Source organism: Massilia sp. Se16.2.3 (genome assembly GCF_014171595.1).
In the GTDB taxonomy this organism is placed as follows: domain Bacteria; phylum Pseudomonadota; class Gammaproteobacteria; order Burkholderiales; family Burkholderiaceae_D; genus Telluria.
Window position 1 is genome coordinate 2,802,298 of sequence record NZ_CP050451.1, and the last position, 15,295, is coordinate 2,817,592.

At 66.0% G+C, this 15,295-nt stretch carries 12 protein-coding genes and 3 pseudogenes; 3 read left to right on the top strand and 12 right to left on the bottom strand.

Annotated elements, in window-relative coordinates; genetic code table 11:
- Nucleotide 1: 1 nt before the first annotated feature.
- From G4G31_RS12785 to G4G31_RS12795, 4 genes and pseudogenes are all read right to left on the bottom strand, one after another.
- A pseudogene (locus tag G4G31_RS12785) lies at nucleotides 2-1,202 on the bottom strand (substrate-binding domain-containing protein).
- A gap of 33 nt (nucleotides 1,203-1,235) precedes the next feature.
- On the bottom strand, nucleotides 1,236-1,511 hold the full coding sequence (locus G4G31_RS26000) for an alpha/beta fold hydrolase (RefSeq protein ID WP_229424934.1): 276 nt from the start codon (nucleotides 1,509-1,511) through the stop codon (nucleotides 1,236-1,238).
- On the bottom strand, nucleotides 1,474-2,133 hold the full coding sequence (locus G4G31_RS12790) for an alpha/beta fold hydrolase (RefSeq protein WP_229424935.1): 660 nt from the start codon (nucleotides 2,131-2,133) through the stop codon (nucleotides 1,474-1,476). Before G4G31_RS12790 ends, G4G31_RS26000 begins: the two co-directional genes overlap by 38 nt.
- A 167-nt stretch (nucleotides 2,134-2,300) precedes the next feature.
- On the bottom strand, nucleotides 2,301-4,562 hold the full coding sequence (locus G4G31_RS12795) for a TonB-dependent receptor (protein ID WP_229424936.1): 2,262 nt from the start codon (nucleotides 4,560-4,562) through the stop codon (nucleotides 2,301-2,303).
- 300 nt (nucleotides 4,563-4,862) lie between these two features.
- Here G4G31_RS12795 and G4G31_RS12800 point away from each other — a divergent pair, with 300 nt between their 5' ends.
- Nucleotides 4,863-5,756, top strand: a complete 894-nt coding sequence (locus G4G31_RS12800; protein WP_182988024.1) for a LysR family transcriptional regulator — start codon at nucleotides 4,863-4,865, stop codon at nucleotides 5,754-5,756.
- Between the two features lie 181 nt (nucleotides 5,757-5,937).
- On the opposite strand, the pseudogene G4G31_RS12805 reads toward G4G31_RS12800, so the two are convergent.
- Nucleotides 5,938-7,069: pseudogene (locus G4G31_RS12805) on the bottom strand (GNAT family N-acetyltransferase).
- Nucleotides 7,070-7,199: 130 nt separating this feature from the next.
- On the opposite strand from G4G31_RS12805, the gene G4G31_RS12810 reads away from it, so the two are divergent.
- Nucleotides 7,200-9,248, top strand: coding sequence for an NAD(+) synthase (locus G4G31_RS12810; protein WP_182988025.1), 2,049 nt, complete (start codon nucleotides 7,200-7,202; stop codon nucleotides 9,246-9,248).
- 35 nt (nucleotides 9,249-9,283) lie between these two features.
- Nucleotides 9,284-9,622 carry a P-II family nitrogen regulator gene (locus G4G31_RS12815; protein ID WP_056339716.1) on the top strand — a complete coding sequence of 113 codons (339 nt, stop codon included), beginning with the start codon at nucleotides 9,284-9,286 and terminating at the stop codon, nucleotides 9,620-9,622.
- Between the two features lie 45 nt (nucleotides 9,623-9,667).
- Here G4G31_RS12815 and G4G31_RS12820 read toward each other — a convergent pair whose 3' ends face one another.
- The 7 genes and pseudogenes from G4G31_RS12820 to G4G31_RS26020 form a co-directional block, all read right to left on the bottom strand.
- Nucleotides 9,668-10,639: a hypothetical protein gene (locus G4G31_RS12820; RefSeq protein WP_182988026.1), complete on the bottom strand. Its 972-nt coding sequence runs from the start codon at nucleotides 10,637-10,639 to the stop codon at nucleotides 9,668-9,670.
- A gap of 277 nt (nucleotides 10,640-10,916) precedes the next feature.
- Nucleotides 10,917-12,107 (bottom strand): diguanylate cyclase, encoded by a 1,191-nt coding sequence (locus G4G31_RS12825; RefSeq protein ID WP_182988027.1) that lies wholly within the window; start codon nucleotides 12,105-12,107, stop codon nucleotides 10,917-10,919.
- A 236-nt stretch (nucleotides 12,108-12,343) separates the two neighbouring features.
- Nucleotides 12,344-12,952 (bottom strand): trimeric intracellular cation channel family protein, encoded by a 609-nt coding sequence (locus tag G4G31_RS12830; RefSeq protein WP_182988028.1) that lies wholly within the window; start codon nucleotides 12,950-12,952, stop codon nucleotides 12,344-12,346.
- Nucleotides 12,953-12,992: 40 nt separating this feature from the next.
- On the bottom strand, nucleotides 12,993-13,805 hold the full coding sequence (locus tag G4G31_RS26005; RefSeq protein ID WP_229424937.1) for a sensor histidine kinase KdpD: 813 nt from the start codon (nucleotides 13,803-13,805) through the stop codon (nucleotides 12,993-12,995).
- The gene (locus G4G31_RS26010) at nucleotides 13,784-14,005 is read right to left on the bottom strand and encodes a hypothetical protein (protein WP_229424938.1); all 222 of its coding nucleotides are present in this window, start codon (nucleotides 14,003-14,005) and stop codon (nucleotides 13,784-13,786) included. The genes G4G31_RS26005 and G4G31_RS26010 overlap by 22 nt, the downstream gene beginning before the upstream one ends.
- Nucleotides 14,006-14,397: 392 nt before the next feature.
- Nucleotides 14,398-14,598, bottom strand: a pseudogene (locus G4G31_RS28320) (GAF domain-containing protein); the annotation flags it as partial.
- Nucleotides 14,599-15,021: 423 nt separating this feature from the next.
- Complete coding sequence (locus G4G31_RS26020; RefSeq protein ID WP_229424939.1) at nucleotides 15,022-15,258, bottom strand: hypothetical protein; 237 nt, start codon at nucleotides 15,256-15,258, stop codon at nucleotides 15,022-15,024.
- Between the last annotated feature and the right edge of the window lie 37 nt (nucleotides 15,259-15,295).

The following is a 15,295-nucleotide window of genomic DNA, read 5'->3' on the forward strand; positions in this document are numbered from 1 at the left end:
CTCAGCGCTTGTTCTTCACCGGCAGCGGCAGTTCGGTGACGGGAATTTCGCGCACGAGTTCCAGCAGGTCCCATTCGTTGGCCTGGTTCTTCTTGATGCGGAAGTGGTACATCGACTGCAGCGCCTGGTGATCCTCCTTGCGGAAGGTCATCGGGCCTTTCGGGGTCTCGAAGCGCATGCCTTCCATCGCCGCCACCAGCTGCTCGCTGTTCCCGGTCGGGACTTTCGACAGGGCGGTGAACACGGCGCTGGCCGCCGCGAAGCCGCCAGCGGTGAACATGTCGGGCGGTGCCTTGAAGCGCTTCTGGTGCTCGGCCACCAGCCAGTCGTTCATCTTGTTCTTCGGGAAGGCGTAGTAGTAATAGATCGTGCCTTCGGTGCCGGCGTAGTTCTTCCAGGTCTTCATCACCGGCAGGATGTTGCCGCCGGGAGCGAGGGCGATGCCGAAACGCTCGGGCTTCATATCGGCGATCTTGTTCATCGGGTTCGGGCCGGCCCAGACGATGCCGAGCACGCGCGGCTGCGGCTTGTCCTTCAAGGCGTCGAACAGGCGCTGGGTCGGCGCGGTGAAGTCGGTGGCGGTGGCCGGCGCGTATTCCTCGTGCACGACCTTGGCGCGGCTGCCGGTGGCGGCCAGCGCTTCCCTTGCCGGCCTTGACGGCGTCGCGGCCGAAGGCATAGTCCTGGGCAAGGAAGGCGACGCTGCCGCCCTTGAGCGTGCTGGCGGCGGCCAGCGCATCCTGCATCGAGCTGCGCGCGGTGCGGAAGATGTACTTGTTCCACTTTTCGGCCGTGATGGCGTCGGCCACGGCCGGCTCGACGATCAGCACCTTCTTGTACTCCTTGGCCACCGGCAGCATGGCGATCGCCGAGCCGGAGGAGGTGGTTCCCACCGCGATGTCGACCTTGTCGTCGCCATAGGCTTCGGCCAGCAGGGTGCGGCCCAGGTCAGGTTTGCTCTGGTCGTCCTTGACGATGACCTTCAGCTTGCGGCCATTGATCTCCATCTTGCCGCCGGTGAGGTATTCCAGGCCCATCATGAAGCCGGTCTCGGTTTCCTTGGCATAGGCTTCGAGCGGGCCGGTCTTGCCGGCGATGACGGCGATCTTGAGGTCGGGGCCCGCGGCCAGTGCCAGCGGCGCGGCGCCGGCGGCGAAGGCGGCCATGAGGGCGATGGACAGGGGTTTGATCAGGTGGTTCATGGTGTCTCCTGTGATGCTGCGTGGTGCAGTTATTTATGGAAGCCGGGACAGGAACTGGCGGATGGCCGCCAGCGCTTCCGGTTCGGTGAGCATCGGTGCATGGCCGACGTTCGGCACTTCGGTGTATTGCAGCGTGGGCGCGGCGCGCCGCATCCAGGCCGCCTGTTCGGGTTCGACCAGGTCGGACAGGGCGCCGCGGACCAGCAACACCGGACGCTTGTGCGCCAGGCGCTTGTAGGCCAGGCGCGCGGCGAGCGATGTCGGACGCAGTTTACCTGTTTGCAGGGGAGCGCGCAATGCTGGGGTCATAGCGAAGCGCGAGCTTGCCGGTGTCGTCTTCCTCGAAGGCGCGCGCGGCCCACTTGCGCCATTCCGTGTCCGGATTGTCGGGGAAGGCGCAGGCGTTGATGTCCTTCAGGTAGTCGGCCGCGTCCTGCCAGCTCGAGAGCGTGTTGCAGCGGCCCGCGTAGCCGGCGATGCGCGCCAGGCCCCGGGTCGACAGCACCGGCCCCACGTCGTTGAGGACGGCGCCCGCGATGAGCTCGATGTGGCGCACGGCCAGGGTCATGGTGATCAGGCCGCCCATCGAGGTGCCGATGAAGATGGCGCGGGAGATGCCCAGGTCGTGCATCAGCTTGACGACGTCGCCGGCGTACACGTTCGGGTTGTAGTTGTCGGGGTTGGGGTCGCGCGCCGAGTGGCCGCGGCCGCGCACATCCGGCGCCAGCACGCGCCGGCCCAGGCCTGCGATTGCAGGCGCCAGCTCGTCGAAATCGGCCGAGTTGCGGGTCAGGCCATGCAGGCAGACGACCGGCAGCCGTGCCGGCACGCGCGCCGACGGGTTGGCCTCGATGGCCAGCGCCGGGTAATCGCGTGCGTACAGTGCCAGCCCGTCGGTGCTCTGGTAGCTGATAGGTGTGTAGTTGGACACGCTGGCTCAAATCCTGTGATGCTCGAAAAGAAGGGGCCATCCGCAGGGCGCGGCGGGCGCCCTGTGGCGGCGGTTGTTCCTGCAGGATGTGGTGGCTGCAGGTGCCGTCCTGCCGTCGACCGGGGCGGCGCGTGCCTGCCGCCCGATCGTTCGTCAGGAGCGGGCCGTCAGAAGCGGTACTCGAGGGTCGCCGACACCGTGCGCGGGTTGCCGTAGAAGGCCGTCAGCGTTCCCTCGTTGCCCAGGGTCGGGAACAGGTAGCCGGCGGTCTTGTAGCGCTCGTCGCTCAGGTTCTTGCCGTGGATGCCGGCGCGGATCTTGCCGTCGGCGCGGGTCCAGATCACGCTGGCGTCATACAGCTTGTACGACTCCTGGTCCAGCACCGAGCGGGTCTCGAACTGGTTGGTGGCACCCTTGTAGGAAACGCTGCCGATCAGCGAGATCTTGCCGTTGGCGCCGAAGAGCGGCAGGGCGATGTCGTAGTTGGCGCGCAGGTTGGCCGAGTTGCGCGGGGTGTTCTGGAAGACGCGCTGGTTGGCCACGTTCACGCCGGCCACGATGTACTCCTTGTACTCGGCATCGATGTAGCTGACCATGCCGGCCACCATGAAGTCGCGCGTCAGGTTGGCGACCGCCTCCAGTTCCACGCCCTTGATCTTGGCCTTGCCGGCATTCGTGGTGACGCCGGCGAAGCTGTCGTCGACGCCGTCGCCGTTGGTGTCGATCGCCACCGAGCCCGGGATCTGCACATCCTGGTAGTCGCTGTAGAACAGGGCGGCATTGGTGGTGATGCGCCCGCCGTTGAAGGCGGACTTCAGGCCCAGCTCATAGGTTTCGATGGTTTCCGGCGCATAGCCGGCGCGGGCCTGGGCCAGCGGGATGCGGGTGCCGACCACGTTCAGGCGCGGGTCGAAGCCGCCGCCCTTGAAGCCTTCGGCATAGGACGCGTAGACGTTGTGGTCGGGGTTGATCTTGTAGTTCAGGGCGATGCGCGGGGTGAACTTCTTGTCCTCGCGCTCCAGGCCGTTGCGCAGGTCGGTATCGGTGCGGAACAGGATGGCGTTCGGGTTGCCCATTTCCGGGGTGCCGTTCAGGCCCAGGTAGATCTGGCGGTAGATCGAGGCGGTGCGCTTGTCGACGGTGTAGCGTCCGCCCAGCGACAGGCTGAGGGAATCGGTGAGGTTGTAGCTGCCGTCGATGTAGGCAGCCCAGGCCTTGGTGCCGATGTCGCCGCTGGTGAAGGTCGAGCTCGGGAAGGCGCCGGCCAGGATGGTGTCGAACTTGTTGTAGGCCTGGGCGTCGATGTAATAGATACCGGCCACGCCCTGGATGCGGTCGCCGGTGTAGGTCAGGTTGAATTCCTGGCTGGTCTGTTCGTTCTTGTACAGGGCCGGCACTTCCATGTCGACGACCGGCAGGGCGTCGAAGTCGATCGGCGCGTACGATTTGTCCTTGCGGCTGGCGGTGATCGACTTGACCGTGAACTGGTCGTTGATGCGGTATTCGACCAGGGCGGAGACGCCGTAGGCCTTCACTTCCTGCTCGTGGCCGAGCGCGCGGGTCAGGCTGGCGCGGGTGTCGAATTCGTTTTCGAGGATCGGGGCGCCGCTGGTGCGGCCGACCGTCAGGCGATGGCCGTTCTTCGGGCTCGAGTCGTCCTGGGTGCCGTCGGCGGCGATGCGGATGAACAGGTCCGGGGTGGGCGTGAACTCGGTCGACAGGCGCAGGGCGGTGACGTCCTTGTCGTAGTTCTCGGCGCCGGTGTAGAGGTTCTTGCCGAAGCCGTCGCGCTTGAAGCGGGCCACGGTGCCGCCGATGCGCAGGCTGTCGGTGACCGGGGTGCTGGCCGTGGCGACGCCTTCGATCTGGCCATAGTCGCCGACGGTGGCGCGCAGGCGCAGGTCGGGCTTGGAGCCGAGCTTGCGGGTGACATACTTGACCGCGCCGCCGATGGTGTTGCGGCCGTACAGGGTGCCCTGCGGACCGCGCAGCACTTCGATGCGCTCGACGTCGTAGATGTCGGCCACGGCCGCCTGCGGACGCGCCAGGTAGATGTCGTCGATGTAGATGCCCACGCCCGACTCGAAGCCGGCCAGCGGGTCGGCCTGGCCGACACCGCGGATGAAGGCGGTCAGCGTGGAGTTGGTCGCACGCGAGGCTTTCAGGGTGGTGTTCGGCAGGGCCAGGGCCAGCGCGGTCACGTCCGGCACGCCCTGCTTGGAGAGCTGGTCGGCGGAGAAGGCCGTGACCGACACCGGCACGTCCTGCAGCGACTCTTCGCGGCGGCGGGCGGTGACGACCACTTTCTGGACGCCGGAGGCATTCTCGCCATCGGGAGCGGGCGCGCCTGCCGACTGCTGGGCGTGGGCCATGCCGGCCATGCTGCTCGACAGCGCGAGCAGGGCGGCGGCGGAACTGATCAGCTTCATGTTGTACGTTTTGTTCTTTGTCAGGCGCATCTTGTGTCTCCTAATTTTTGGTATGGCGGCATGCTTGGATTCGCACGCCATGCAGTGTGCTCCGGTTCGGTCTGGCTGAAAAGATAACAGCGCGCCCACCCCTTGTGCGTGAATGCACAGGCCCCGGCACCGTTTTGGGGCCTGCGCTGTCGAGGGCAAATGCTGCAAACGCACAATTTACGTGCCCTCAAACCTGCATACGGGAATAGATTGCGGGAGGAATGTGCACTGGTGCACAATAGGGCGTCTTGATCTAGAACAAGTGCGCCAATGAATACCCTGCCTGAGTGGACCGACCTGCGTTTTTTCCTCGAGCTGGCCCGTGCCGGCACCCTGTCGGGCGCCTCGCGCCGCCTCGATGTCGAGCACACCACCGTGGCGCGGCGCATCGACCGCCTGGAAAAGGAACTCGGCACGACGTTATTCGACCGCTCGCGCGAAGGCTATGAATTGACCGAGATGGGACTGGCCCTGCTGCCGCATGCCGAGGCGATGGAAGGCGCGGCGCTGGCCGCCGCCGAACAGCTGGGCGGGGCGGAAGTAGCCGCCCACGGCGTGGTGCGCCTGGGCGTGCCGGAAGTGTTCGGGGTCAAGGTGGTGGCGCCGCTGCTGGTGGGGCTGCTCGATGCCAATCCCGACCTCACCATCGACCTGCTGGCATTGCCGCGCTTTGCCAACCTGGCCAATCGCGAAGCCGACCTGGGCGTGATGCTCGATCCGCCCACGACCGGGCGCTACATGGTCACGCGCCTGGCGTCCTTCCGCTTCTACCTGTATGCCTCGCCGGCCTACCTGGCCAAGCACCCGCCGATCCGCACCCAGGCGGACCTGGCCCAGCACTATTTCGTCGACTACGTACAGGACCGACTGGCCAGCCGCGAACTGTCCTACCTGGACGAACTGGGCTTCACGCCGCGCCGGCGCCTGTGCTGCTCGGGCATGACGGCGCAGATCGAGGCGGCCTCGCTCGGCATGGGCCTGATGATGGCGCCGCCCTATGCGGTGCCCGACGATGGCAGGCTGGTGCAGGTGCTGCCGGGCTTCTTCGCCGAGCGCTCGTTCTGGCTGGCCGCGCCCACCGACCTGTACCGGCTGCGCCGCGTGAAAGTGGTGTGGAATTTGCTGCGCGATTACGCCGACAGCCAGCCCTCATTGTTCGTGTAGGGTGGGCACTCCGTGCCCACGCGGTGATGGTTGGCAGCCGAATCATCCGGCACGAAATCGGAGCCGTTACCGAACATGGCGTGGGCAGGGAGTGCCTCGGCAGCCTCGCCCACCCTAGTACGTTGATCAGTGTCTGACGTCAACATGCCGCACCGATTCGCGTGGGCACGGAGTGCCCACGCTACCGAAACGGATTGCGCTCGTTGAGCTCACTCATGTACTCATCGATCCCACCCGCCTCGCGTGCGAGGAAGTTCTGGATCGCGTCCGCGAACGCCGGGTGCGCGAGCCAGTGGGCCGAGAAGGTGCGCGTCGGCAGGAAGCCGCGTGCCATCTTGTGCTCGCCCTGGGCGCCGCCTTCGAAGGTCGCGATGCCTTGCTCGATGCAGAATTCCAGCGGCTGGTAATAGGCGCACTCGAAATGCAGGCAGGGCACGTGTTCCAGTTCGCCCCAGTAGCGTCCGTAGAGCGTGTCTTCCGTGTGGATCACGAGCGAGGAGGCGATCGGCCGGCCGCCGCGCTCGGCGATGACGAGCAGGATATTCTCCGGCATGCTCGCACCGATGCGGCGGAAGAAATCGAGGTTCAGGTAGGGCGTCGAGTAATGCGCCGCGTACGTGTGGCGGTAGCAGCGGTTGAAGAACACCCAGTCCGCATCGACCGCGTCGACCCCGCGCACGCGGCGCAGCGTCACGCCCGCCTCGCGCACTTTCCGGCGCTCGGCGCGGATGTTCTTGCGCTTCTTCGCCTCCAGCGTGGCGAGAAAGTCCTCGAAGTTCGCATAGCCGCGGTTGAGCCAGTGGAACTGCACGCCGCTCCGGAGCAGGAACCCCGCCGCCTCGAGCTGGCGCGCGTGCTCCTCGGGCGGGAACAGGATGTGCGTGGACGAGACGTCCATGACCTCTTGGGCCGCCTGCAGTACGGCGATCAGCGGCGGCGCGGGCGGCGTCGTCGCGCGCCAGCAGGCGCGGGCCGGCCACCGGCGTGAACGGCACCGCGGCCAGCAGCTTCGGGTAGTAGTCGAGCCCATGGCGTTGATAGGCATCGGCCCAGGCCCAGTCGAACACATATTCGCCGTAGGAGTGGTCCTTGACGTAGAGCGGCAGCGCGGCGGCAAGTGCCTCGCCGTCGTAGAGCGCGATGTACTGCGGCTGCCAGCCAGTATCGGGCGCGGCGCTGCCGGACTCGTGCAGGGCATGCAGGAAGGCATACGACAGGAAGGGGTTCGCTTCGGCTTGCCGGGCCAGCAGGCCGTCCCATGCGGCCTCGCCTATCTCGGACAGGGAAGAAACGATATGCGTGCGATAATTCAAAAGCTTCAACCCTCGAAGGAAGTGCGCGAAATATGTATGCGGCAGGGGTGCGCAACCCGCGCCTCGTGCGTGGCCGGGCTGCCTGGCGTTCGCCGCGCTTTCCGCGCACTTCGACACGCGAAAGGCCAAGATGAACGACCGATTTTTAAACTTGTACTCGCACGGTTTTGCGCGCGTGGCCGTGGCCATCCCGCGCTGCCGCATCGCCGACCCGGCCTATAACGTCGAGCAGACCCTGAACCTGGCGCGCCAGGCGGCGAAAGAAGGCGCCGCGCTGGTCGCGTTTCCCGAGCTGGGACTGTCCGCCTACAGCTGCGAAGACCTGTTCCACCAGCGCGCGCTGCTCGATGCCTGCGAAGCGGCACTGGCCGCCATCGTCGAGGCCTCGACCAGCCTGCCCCTGGCGATGGTAGTGGGCCTGCCCCTGCGGGTCAATCACCAGCTGTTCAATTGTGCGGCGGTGGTCGCGAATGGCCGCGTGCTCGGCCTGGTCCCGAAAAGCTTCCTGCCGAACTACGGCGAATTCTACGAGTCGCGCCAGTTCTCCGCCGCCGATTGCGCGACCGTCGATGCGGTGCGCCTGTTCGGTGAAGACGTGCCTTTCGGCCCGAACCAGCTGTTCGAGGTCGAGAACCTGCCAAATTTGCGCTTTCACGTCGAGATCTGCGAAGACGCATGGGTGCCCGTGCCGCCATCCTCGTACGCGGCCATGGCCGGCGCCACGGTGCTCATCAACCTCTCGGCCTCGAACGTCCTGGTCGGCAAGAGCACCTACCGCCACCAGCTGGTGTCGCAGCAGTCGGCGCGCTGCATGGCGGCCTACCTGTACACCTCGGCCGGACGCGGCGAATCGACGACCGACATGGCCTGGGATGGCCAGGCGCTCATCTACGAGAAGGGCGATCTGCTGGCCCAGTCCGAACGTTTCCTCGACGAGTCCCACCTGATCTTCGCCGACGTCGACCTGGAGCGCATGTCGCAGGAACGCATCCGCGCCACGACCTTCGCCCAGTCGGCCCGCCGCCATGCCGAGCAGGTGGCCAGTTTCCGCGTGACGCGCTTCCCGCTGGCGCTGCCCCTCGAAGGCCGCCTGCTGCTGAACCGCGAGATCGAGCGCTTCCCCTACGTGCCGGCCAACCGCGCCTTGCGCGACGAGCGCTGCACCGAGGTCTACAACATCCAGGTGCAGGCCCTGATCCAGCGCCTGTCTTCCAGCGGCATCCAGAAGGTGGTGATCGGCGTCTCCGGCGGGCTCGATTCGACCCATGCGCTGCTGGTCTGCGCCGCCGCCATGGACCGCCTCGGCCTGCCGCGCACGAACATCCTGGCCTATACCATGCCGGGCTTTGCCACCAGCGGGCGCACGCTCAAGCAGGCGCACGAGCTGATGCGCGTCGTCGGCTGCAGCGCCCGGGAAATCGACATCCGCCCCAGCTGCCTGCAGATGCTGGAAGACCTCGACCACCCGTTCGCGAAAGGCGAGGAGCAGTACGACGTCACCTTCGAAAACGTGCAAGCGGGCGAACGGACGAACCACCTGTTCCGCCTGGCGAACCACCTGGGCGCGATCGTGATCGGCACCGGCGACCTGTCCGAACTCGCCCTGGGCTGGTGCACCTACGGCGTGGGCGACCACATGTCGCACTACAACGTGAACGCCAGCGTTCCCAAGACCCTGATCGCCCACCTGGTGCGCTGGGTGGCCGAGACCGAAGCGGTCGTGAAGGGCGGGGCGCAAGTCCTGATCAACATCCTGGAGACCGAGATCAGCCCCGAGCTGGTGCCGGGCAAAGAGAACGACGACAAGCCGGCGCAAAGCACCCAGGACGTGATCGGCCCCTACGAGCTGCAGGACTTCAACCTCTACTACATCCTGCGCTACGGCTTTGCGCCCACCAAGGTGGCCTTCCTCGCCTGGTCGGCCTGGCGTGCCAGGGAGGAGGGCCACTGGCCGGAAGAACACGGCGCCCGCAACGAGTACGACCTGGCCACGATCAAGCGCGTGCTGGGCATCTTCCTGTGGCGCTTCTTCAAGACCAGCCAGTTCAAGCGCACCTGCGTGCCGAACGGGCCGAAGGTCGGCAACGGCGGCTCGCTGTCCCCGCGCGGCGACTGGCGCGCACCGAGCGACTCCGAAGCCACCGTGTGGCTGGACGAACTGAAGAAGATTCCCGACTGAGCGCGCGACAAACCATTACCAGAAAAGGAGCAGACATGAAGCAGATTACCTGCGTAATCAAACCTTTCAAACTCGACGAAGTGCGCGAGGCCCTGGCCGACGTGAACGTCACCGGCCTGACCGTGACCGAGGTAAAAGGCTTCGGCCGCCAGAAGGGCCATACCGAACTGTATCGCGGCGCCGAATACGTGGTCGACTTCCTGCCGAAGGTGAAGATCGAAGTCGTGGTAGACGACGCCATCGTCGACCAGGTGGTCGACGCCATCATCAAGGCCGCGCGCACCGGCAAGATCGGCGACGGCAAGATCTTCGTGCAGGATGTGCAGCAGGTGATCCGCATCCGTACCGGCGAGACCGGGGCGGACGCGGTGTAGGATGCGGCGGGCGCTGGCCATGCCAGCCAGCGCGCCCGCCGATGATTACCAGTCCTCGTCCGTGCGTGCGCCTTCGTCATCCAGGTCGGCGCGCGGGATCGATTCAAACAGTGCTTGTGCCGCTTCGCGCGCCGCCCGATCCGACGCTGCGTCGAGCGGCTCGACCTCGAGTGCCTCTCCTCCTGCAACATGGAGCGGACCGCCGACATCGTCGTCATAGTCCGAGCCATCCTCGTGATAAGCTCGCAGAGTGCTTGCAAGCACATCGTTACCCAGCAAGCGCGCCAGGTAAATCCAGGTCCAGCGCTGTTGCGGATCGTCCTGGTCGTCTTCTACCAGGGCGCGCATTGCGCTGGTGTCACCTGCACTGGCGGCAAGCGTGTACCACTCGCGGGGATCGTCCGATCGTTCCGCAAGCACCCTGCGCGCCTCAAGGTGGCCCAAGCGTGCGGCGGCGGCCAGATGCTGCTCCTGAAGCAGCGCGTATTCACGTCGCTTTCGTTCATTGTCGGCCCATTCGGCCTCGACACCGGACAGCATCTTTCCTGCCTGCTGCCGGGCATACCAGTACGCGCTTGCCTGGATTTCGTGGGGATCATAGAGTCCAGCAAGAATCCAGTGCGCTTCGCCATGGCCGGCGTCGGCAGCGTGTCGTACAGCCTCGAGCAGGCCAGGAGACACGGTCTCCAGATCGCCGTCCCGGATCAGATCGAACAGTGTCGACAGCCCCATCGGTGCGATATGTGCCGCCGCCAGCATTGGGGGCAGCACGGTCGTGATGCGGCCGGTATCGAGCCGGAGCCGTGTGCAGCGCTCGCGCAGGAGCCATTCATGCAGGGCAGGGCGGGCCTGGTCACCCGGCCATTCGGTGAAGATGTGGTCTCGATGCAGCGCCGCGAATGAGTTGAAGCCGTAAGACGCGGCTAGCAGCTCGTAGACATGCGATCGCCGGACATCGAGCCCAGCGCTGGACTTGAGCTGCGCCTGAATGAAATATGCAAATGCTTTGACAGTCATGAAAACCTCTCCAGTTGTTCGCCATATTCGGAAGAGCGCACACGTTGAAGGTCCGAATGACGGCGGTCACGGATTGGTTTTGACGACGATGGGGAAAGGCAGCCTGTTTCTACTCGTGTGCAAGTATGGTGGGCACCGGAGGCCATTCTAGCACGAGGCCGGTGCCTGCCCATCCTTGCTACCCGAACTTCCAAGACCTTCCATGTCCCGGATCGGCACTGACGATCTGTCGGAGCAGGTTCCGGGCTGGCGTGCACCATGCCCGCCAGGCGCCGAGTCAGATCATGAATCCGGGTGCCGCGTTGTCCAGGCCGACACTGGCGCCGCATACCCGGTTGCGGCCGCCATGTTTCGCCAGGTAGAGCTGGGTATCGGCGAGCGCCACCAGCCTGGAGAACTCGAAACCATGATCGACCCGCATGGCTGCCAGGCCGATGCTGACCGTCGCGCCGGCAGGGAGCAGGGATTGCGTCATCCGGTGAAAGCCCTGCCTGGCCTGCTCGGCAAGGTCGGACAGGGACCGGCCGGTGAAGCCGTCGACGACGAAGCAGAACTCCTCGCCGCCCCATCGGCAAGGGACGGCATGGGCGCCGCCCAGGCCGTGCAGGACCTCGCCCATCGTGGCCAGGACCTTGTCGCCCACCTCGTGCCCGTACTCGTCATTGATGCGCTTGAAATGGTCGACGTCGAGTAGCAAGACGGCCAGCGAGGTCGTCGACCGTTCCGCTTCCAGCAGGCCGTCGACGTGCAGGCGCAGCCCACGCCGGTTCAGAAGCCCCGTCAGCGCGTCGTTCCCGGCAGCGGCCCGCAATTCGCCCACCAGGCGGAGCATGACGAGCAGGAACAGGATCCAGTTGCCGATCAAAATGTTCGACATCGTCGCAACCCAGGTAACGATATTCACGATCGGGAGCTCGGGTGCCGCATAGGTGATCGCCACGGGGCTCGTCAGGACAAACAACGCCTGTGCCAGTGCGGAGCCCGCCTGTGCAAGCGTCACCACGGACGCAACCGCGTAGGCATAGCGCGACCGCGCTTCGCGATGGCGCCAGAGCAGCCATGAGGTGAACGCGTTGGTAGCAGCCTGGAAGGAGGAGAGAGAGGCGATACGGGGCACGCTGTCGGGCAGCAGCAGCGTGAACACCAGCGTGAGCATGACCACGAGCGCCGCCAGCGCGGGCAGCAGCCACTTGGGACAGGGCCGTCCGACGAACTGCGCCGTTCCGACCAGGAAGAAGGCCTGGCCCAGGCCCAGTGGAATGTTAAACAGGAGCGAAGCCCATTGCCAGTTTTCGATCAGCCGTGGGCCGTCGAGGATGACCGCGAATCCGACGGCAAGTGTCCCGAAGGCCCACAGGCGCACGCCGGCGATATGGCGTGCGGAGGCATGCAGCGTGAAGAACATGGCACTTGCAGTGAGCGAGGCTGCGCCAAGTACCATCATCAGGGTCGGTTCGTCGATCGTCATTCGGATGCTTTCAAGGCAGCGGGCGTGCTTGTCGAAGTAGAAGCGTCAGCCTGGAAAAGTGATGGACTTTACGTGACGGTTCGTTGACGAATGGTACGTGACAGCGTCATGCAAAACACATGCGTGGGGGAGAACACCAGGCGAGAAAGGCACTTTTCCAATTAAATGTTGCTGTGTGGCAACACATTGGGTGAAAGCTCGTGCAGCGGGTGCGCGGGCGCGGTGTGCCAGGCTTCCTAGCGCCCCACCTGTACATCGAACTTCCAGGTAATCAAGCGCAGTGCGCTGATGAAGAGCGCGCTGGTCCACAGGGCGAAATCATGCGACACGCCCGTGTACAGCCCCATCAGCAGGAACATCCAGTTGCCGAGGAAGGCGCAGATGGCATAGGGTTTGCCGTCGCGGAAAACCATCGGTACCTCGTTGCAGACGATGTCGCGCAGGACGCCACCGAAAATGCCGGTGATCACGCCCATCATCGAAGCGATGAAGAGGGGCATGCCGGCGTCCAGCGCCGCCGAGACGCCGGCCACCGAGAACAGGCCCAGGCCGACGGCGTCGGCAATGACGATCAGGCGTTCGGATACGATGTGGCGCAGTGTGCGGATCAGCGGCGAGGCGATCAGGGCCAGGACAAAAATGGCGATTGCGTATTCCTGGTGCGTGACCCAGAACAGGGGGCGGCGGTCGAGCAGGATGTCGCGCAGGGTGCCGCCGCCGAACGCGGCGATGAAGGCAACGGTGAACACGCCCACCAGGTCCATGCGTTTGCGGCGCGCTTCGATGAAGCCGGAAAAGGCGCCGACAAGGATCGCCACGATCTCGATGAACTTGATGAGGGTCATGCGGGCTTGGAGGCTGTTGGCATGTTGCTAGCCTAACATGTCATGCAGCCCGGATGGTAGGACGAAGTTTGCCGCCGGCGGGTGCACTGGCGTGCCGGCTCAGGTCGGGACCGGCGCGTTCGGTTTCCGCCAGCGGCAGGCGCACCGAAAACACCACTTGCCCATCCTCGTGGCGGTAGGCGATTTCGCCCTCGTGTTCGCGCACGATGGTGGCGACGATATACAGGCCCAGGCCCATGCCGCTGCGGTTACGCGGATTGTGCAGTGAGCTGCGCTTGAAGGGATTGAAGAGGGTGGCCGCCTGTTCGTCGCCGATCGGCTCGCCGGCGTTGCTCACTTCCAGCATCGCCCAGCCGGCGTGGGCGGCCAGCGCCACCCGGATCGGACTGCCCACCTGGCCATGGTGGCGTGCATTGCTCAACAGGTTCGACAGCACCTGCGATATGCGCCCGCTATCGGCACGCACCGGCGTCGGGCCGGGCCTGGCGTACTCGTAGCGAATGGCCGGGTAGGCCAGGCGCATCTCCTCGACCAGGTCTTCGGCCAGCGCAGCCAGGTCGAGCGGCTCGAGGATCATGCCCAGCCCCAGGCCGCCGTCGATGCGGCTCATGTCGAGCACCTGGCCGATCAGGCGCTGCATGCGGTTGCTGGAGGACTGGATGCGCTTGCCGAGCGTGGGCTGGGCCTTGCTACGTTCGAGCAGGGTGCCGGCCATGTTGATCGAATTGAGCGGGTCGCGCAGGTCGTGCCCCAGCATGGCCAGCAGCTGGGCGCGGGTCGAGTCGAGCTGGGCGCGCCGCGCATTCGAGGCGCGCAGCAGTTCCGACAGCATCAGGCGGGCATTGTCGAGCACCGCCGCTTCCCGGGGTGGGCGCGCCCGGCCACGGTCTCGTGCCAGGCGTCAAACGACCCGCGCGGCGTCAGGCGCGCGCCCAGCGGCCCGAATTCGACGCTCTTTTCCGGACGGCCGGCCCGGGACACGTGTTCGATCTGCTCGGTGCGCAGCAGCAGGCACCAGCCGCCGCCGGGCGGATCGAAGGGCAGGGCCAGCATGCCGACCCATTTGCCCAGCAGCGGCTGCGGGGCCTCGGGCCACTCGTCCGGTGATCGCGCGCCAGCAGGTCGAGTGCGTCGGCCGGCAGCGAGCAGGCGATCGCCTCGGCGATGGCGCGCTCGATGGGGCCGTGATGGACGATTTTGCCGTTGTGCAGGCACACCATCGCCTGCGCGCCGGTGGCGCCCAGCAGGGGCCTCGGCATGGCGCGCCAGCGCGTCGGGGGTTCCTCGTCGACCAGCAGCGATTCGACGAGATCGGTGCGCACGCGCGCGGTGCGTTCGACCAGCTCGGCGTCCAGGCGCGCTTCGATGCTCTGGATGGTCGAGGCCATCACCTGCGCCAGCACGTCGGCCGCCATGCGGATCGCGTAGGGCACGATTTTCGGTGCCATGTGATGACAGGCGATCAGGCCCCAGAGGCGTCCATTGATGACGATCGACACGCTCATCGAAGCATGCACGCCCATGTTGCGCAGGTATTCGACGTGCACCGGCGAGACGCTGCGCAGTACGGCGAAGCGCATGTCGAGCGGCGCCGCGCCCGGCGCGCCCAGCAGCGGCACCGGCGCGTAGCCGATGTCGGCGATCATGCGCAGGGGTGTTCAGTACATACAGGCGGCGCGCCTGGGCCGGAATGTCGCCGGCCGGGTAGCGCTGGCCAAGGAAAGGCTGCAGGTCGTCGCGGCGTGCTTCGGCCACCACGTCGCCGCTGTCGTCGGGACGGAAGCGGTAGGCCATCACGCGGTCGAAGCCGGTGAACTCGCGCACCTGGCGCACGGCCGTCTCGAGCAGGCCTTCGATGCTGCGCTGGCGCCGCACCCGCTCGATCGAGCTGTGGGCCTTGACGGCGAACAGGGCCACTTCATCGGCGCGGACCGCGCGCGTTTCGAATTCGGCGACGATGCGCCCGGCCGTGCCATGCACGATGGCGTCGTAGTCGCGCCCGGCTATGGTGACGGCGGCCATCGCCGGCGGGCATTCGCCCTCGCTCAGCGACGCGGTGCAGTCGGCAATCAGGTCGAGGGCGACTGCGGGCAGGGGAAGACCGGTGCAGGGCCTGCGAGTTGCAGCAGCGCGCCCAGCGCGCCCGGCACATTGCCGCTCCAGCCTTCGAGCTTGCCGGCCGCATCCATGAAGAGCAGGAAGCCGTGCGGCTGGATCGAGCCCGGAATGTGGATGGGCTCGTCGGCGCAATTTGCCAGGTCGACCTGGCGGGGGACGGGCATCGGCTCGGCCTGGACTGTCTTCAATTCGCTTCCCTTATATTGGGCGAGCCACGGATGAACA

What these genes read in the sequence shown, in the direction of transcription:
- G4G31_RS26000 (WP_229424934.1), bottom strand. Translation starts at nt 1,511, where the DNA reads ATGACCCCAGCATTGCGCGCTCCCCTGCAAACAGGTAAACTGCGTCCG.
- G4G31_RS12795 (WP_229424936.1), bottom strand. Translation starts at nt 4,562, where the DNA reads ATGAAGCTGATCAGTTCCGCCGCCGCCCTGCTCGCGCTGTCGAGCAGC.
- G4G31_RS12800 (WP_182988024.1), top strand. Translation starts at nt 4,863, where the DNA reads ATGAATACCCTGCCTGAGTGGACCGACCTGCGTTTTTTCCTCGAGCTG.
- G4G31_RS12810 (WP_182988025.1), top strand. Translation starts at nt 7,200, where the DNA reads ATGAACGACCGATTTTTAAACTTGTACTCGCACGGTTTTGCGCGCGTG.
- G4G31_RS12815 (WP_056339716.1), top strand. Translation starts at nt 9,284, where the DNA reads ATGAAGCAGATTACCTGCGTAATCAAACCTTTCAAACTCGACGAAGTG.
- G4G31_RS12820 (WP_182988026.1), bottom strand. Translation starts at nt 10,639, where the DNA reads ATGACTGTCAAAGCATTTGCATATTTCATTCAGGCGCAGCTCAAGTCC.
- G4G31_RS12825 (WP_182988027.1), bottom strand. Translation starts at nt 12,107, where the DNA reads ATGACGATCGACGAACCGACCCTGATGATGGTACTTGGCGCAGCCTCG.
- G4G31_RS12830 (WP_182988028.1), bottom strand. Translation starts at nt 12,952, where the DNA reads ATGACCCTCATCAAGTTCATCGAGATCGTGGCGATCCTTGTCGGCGCC.
- G4G31_RS26010 (WP_229424938.1), bottom strand. Translation starts at nt 14,005, where the DNA reads ATGCTGGCCCTGCCCTTCGATCCGCCCGGCGGCGGCTGGTGCCTGCTG.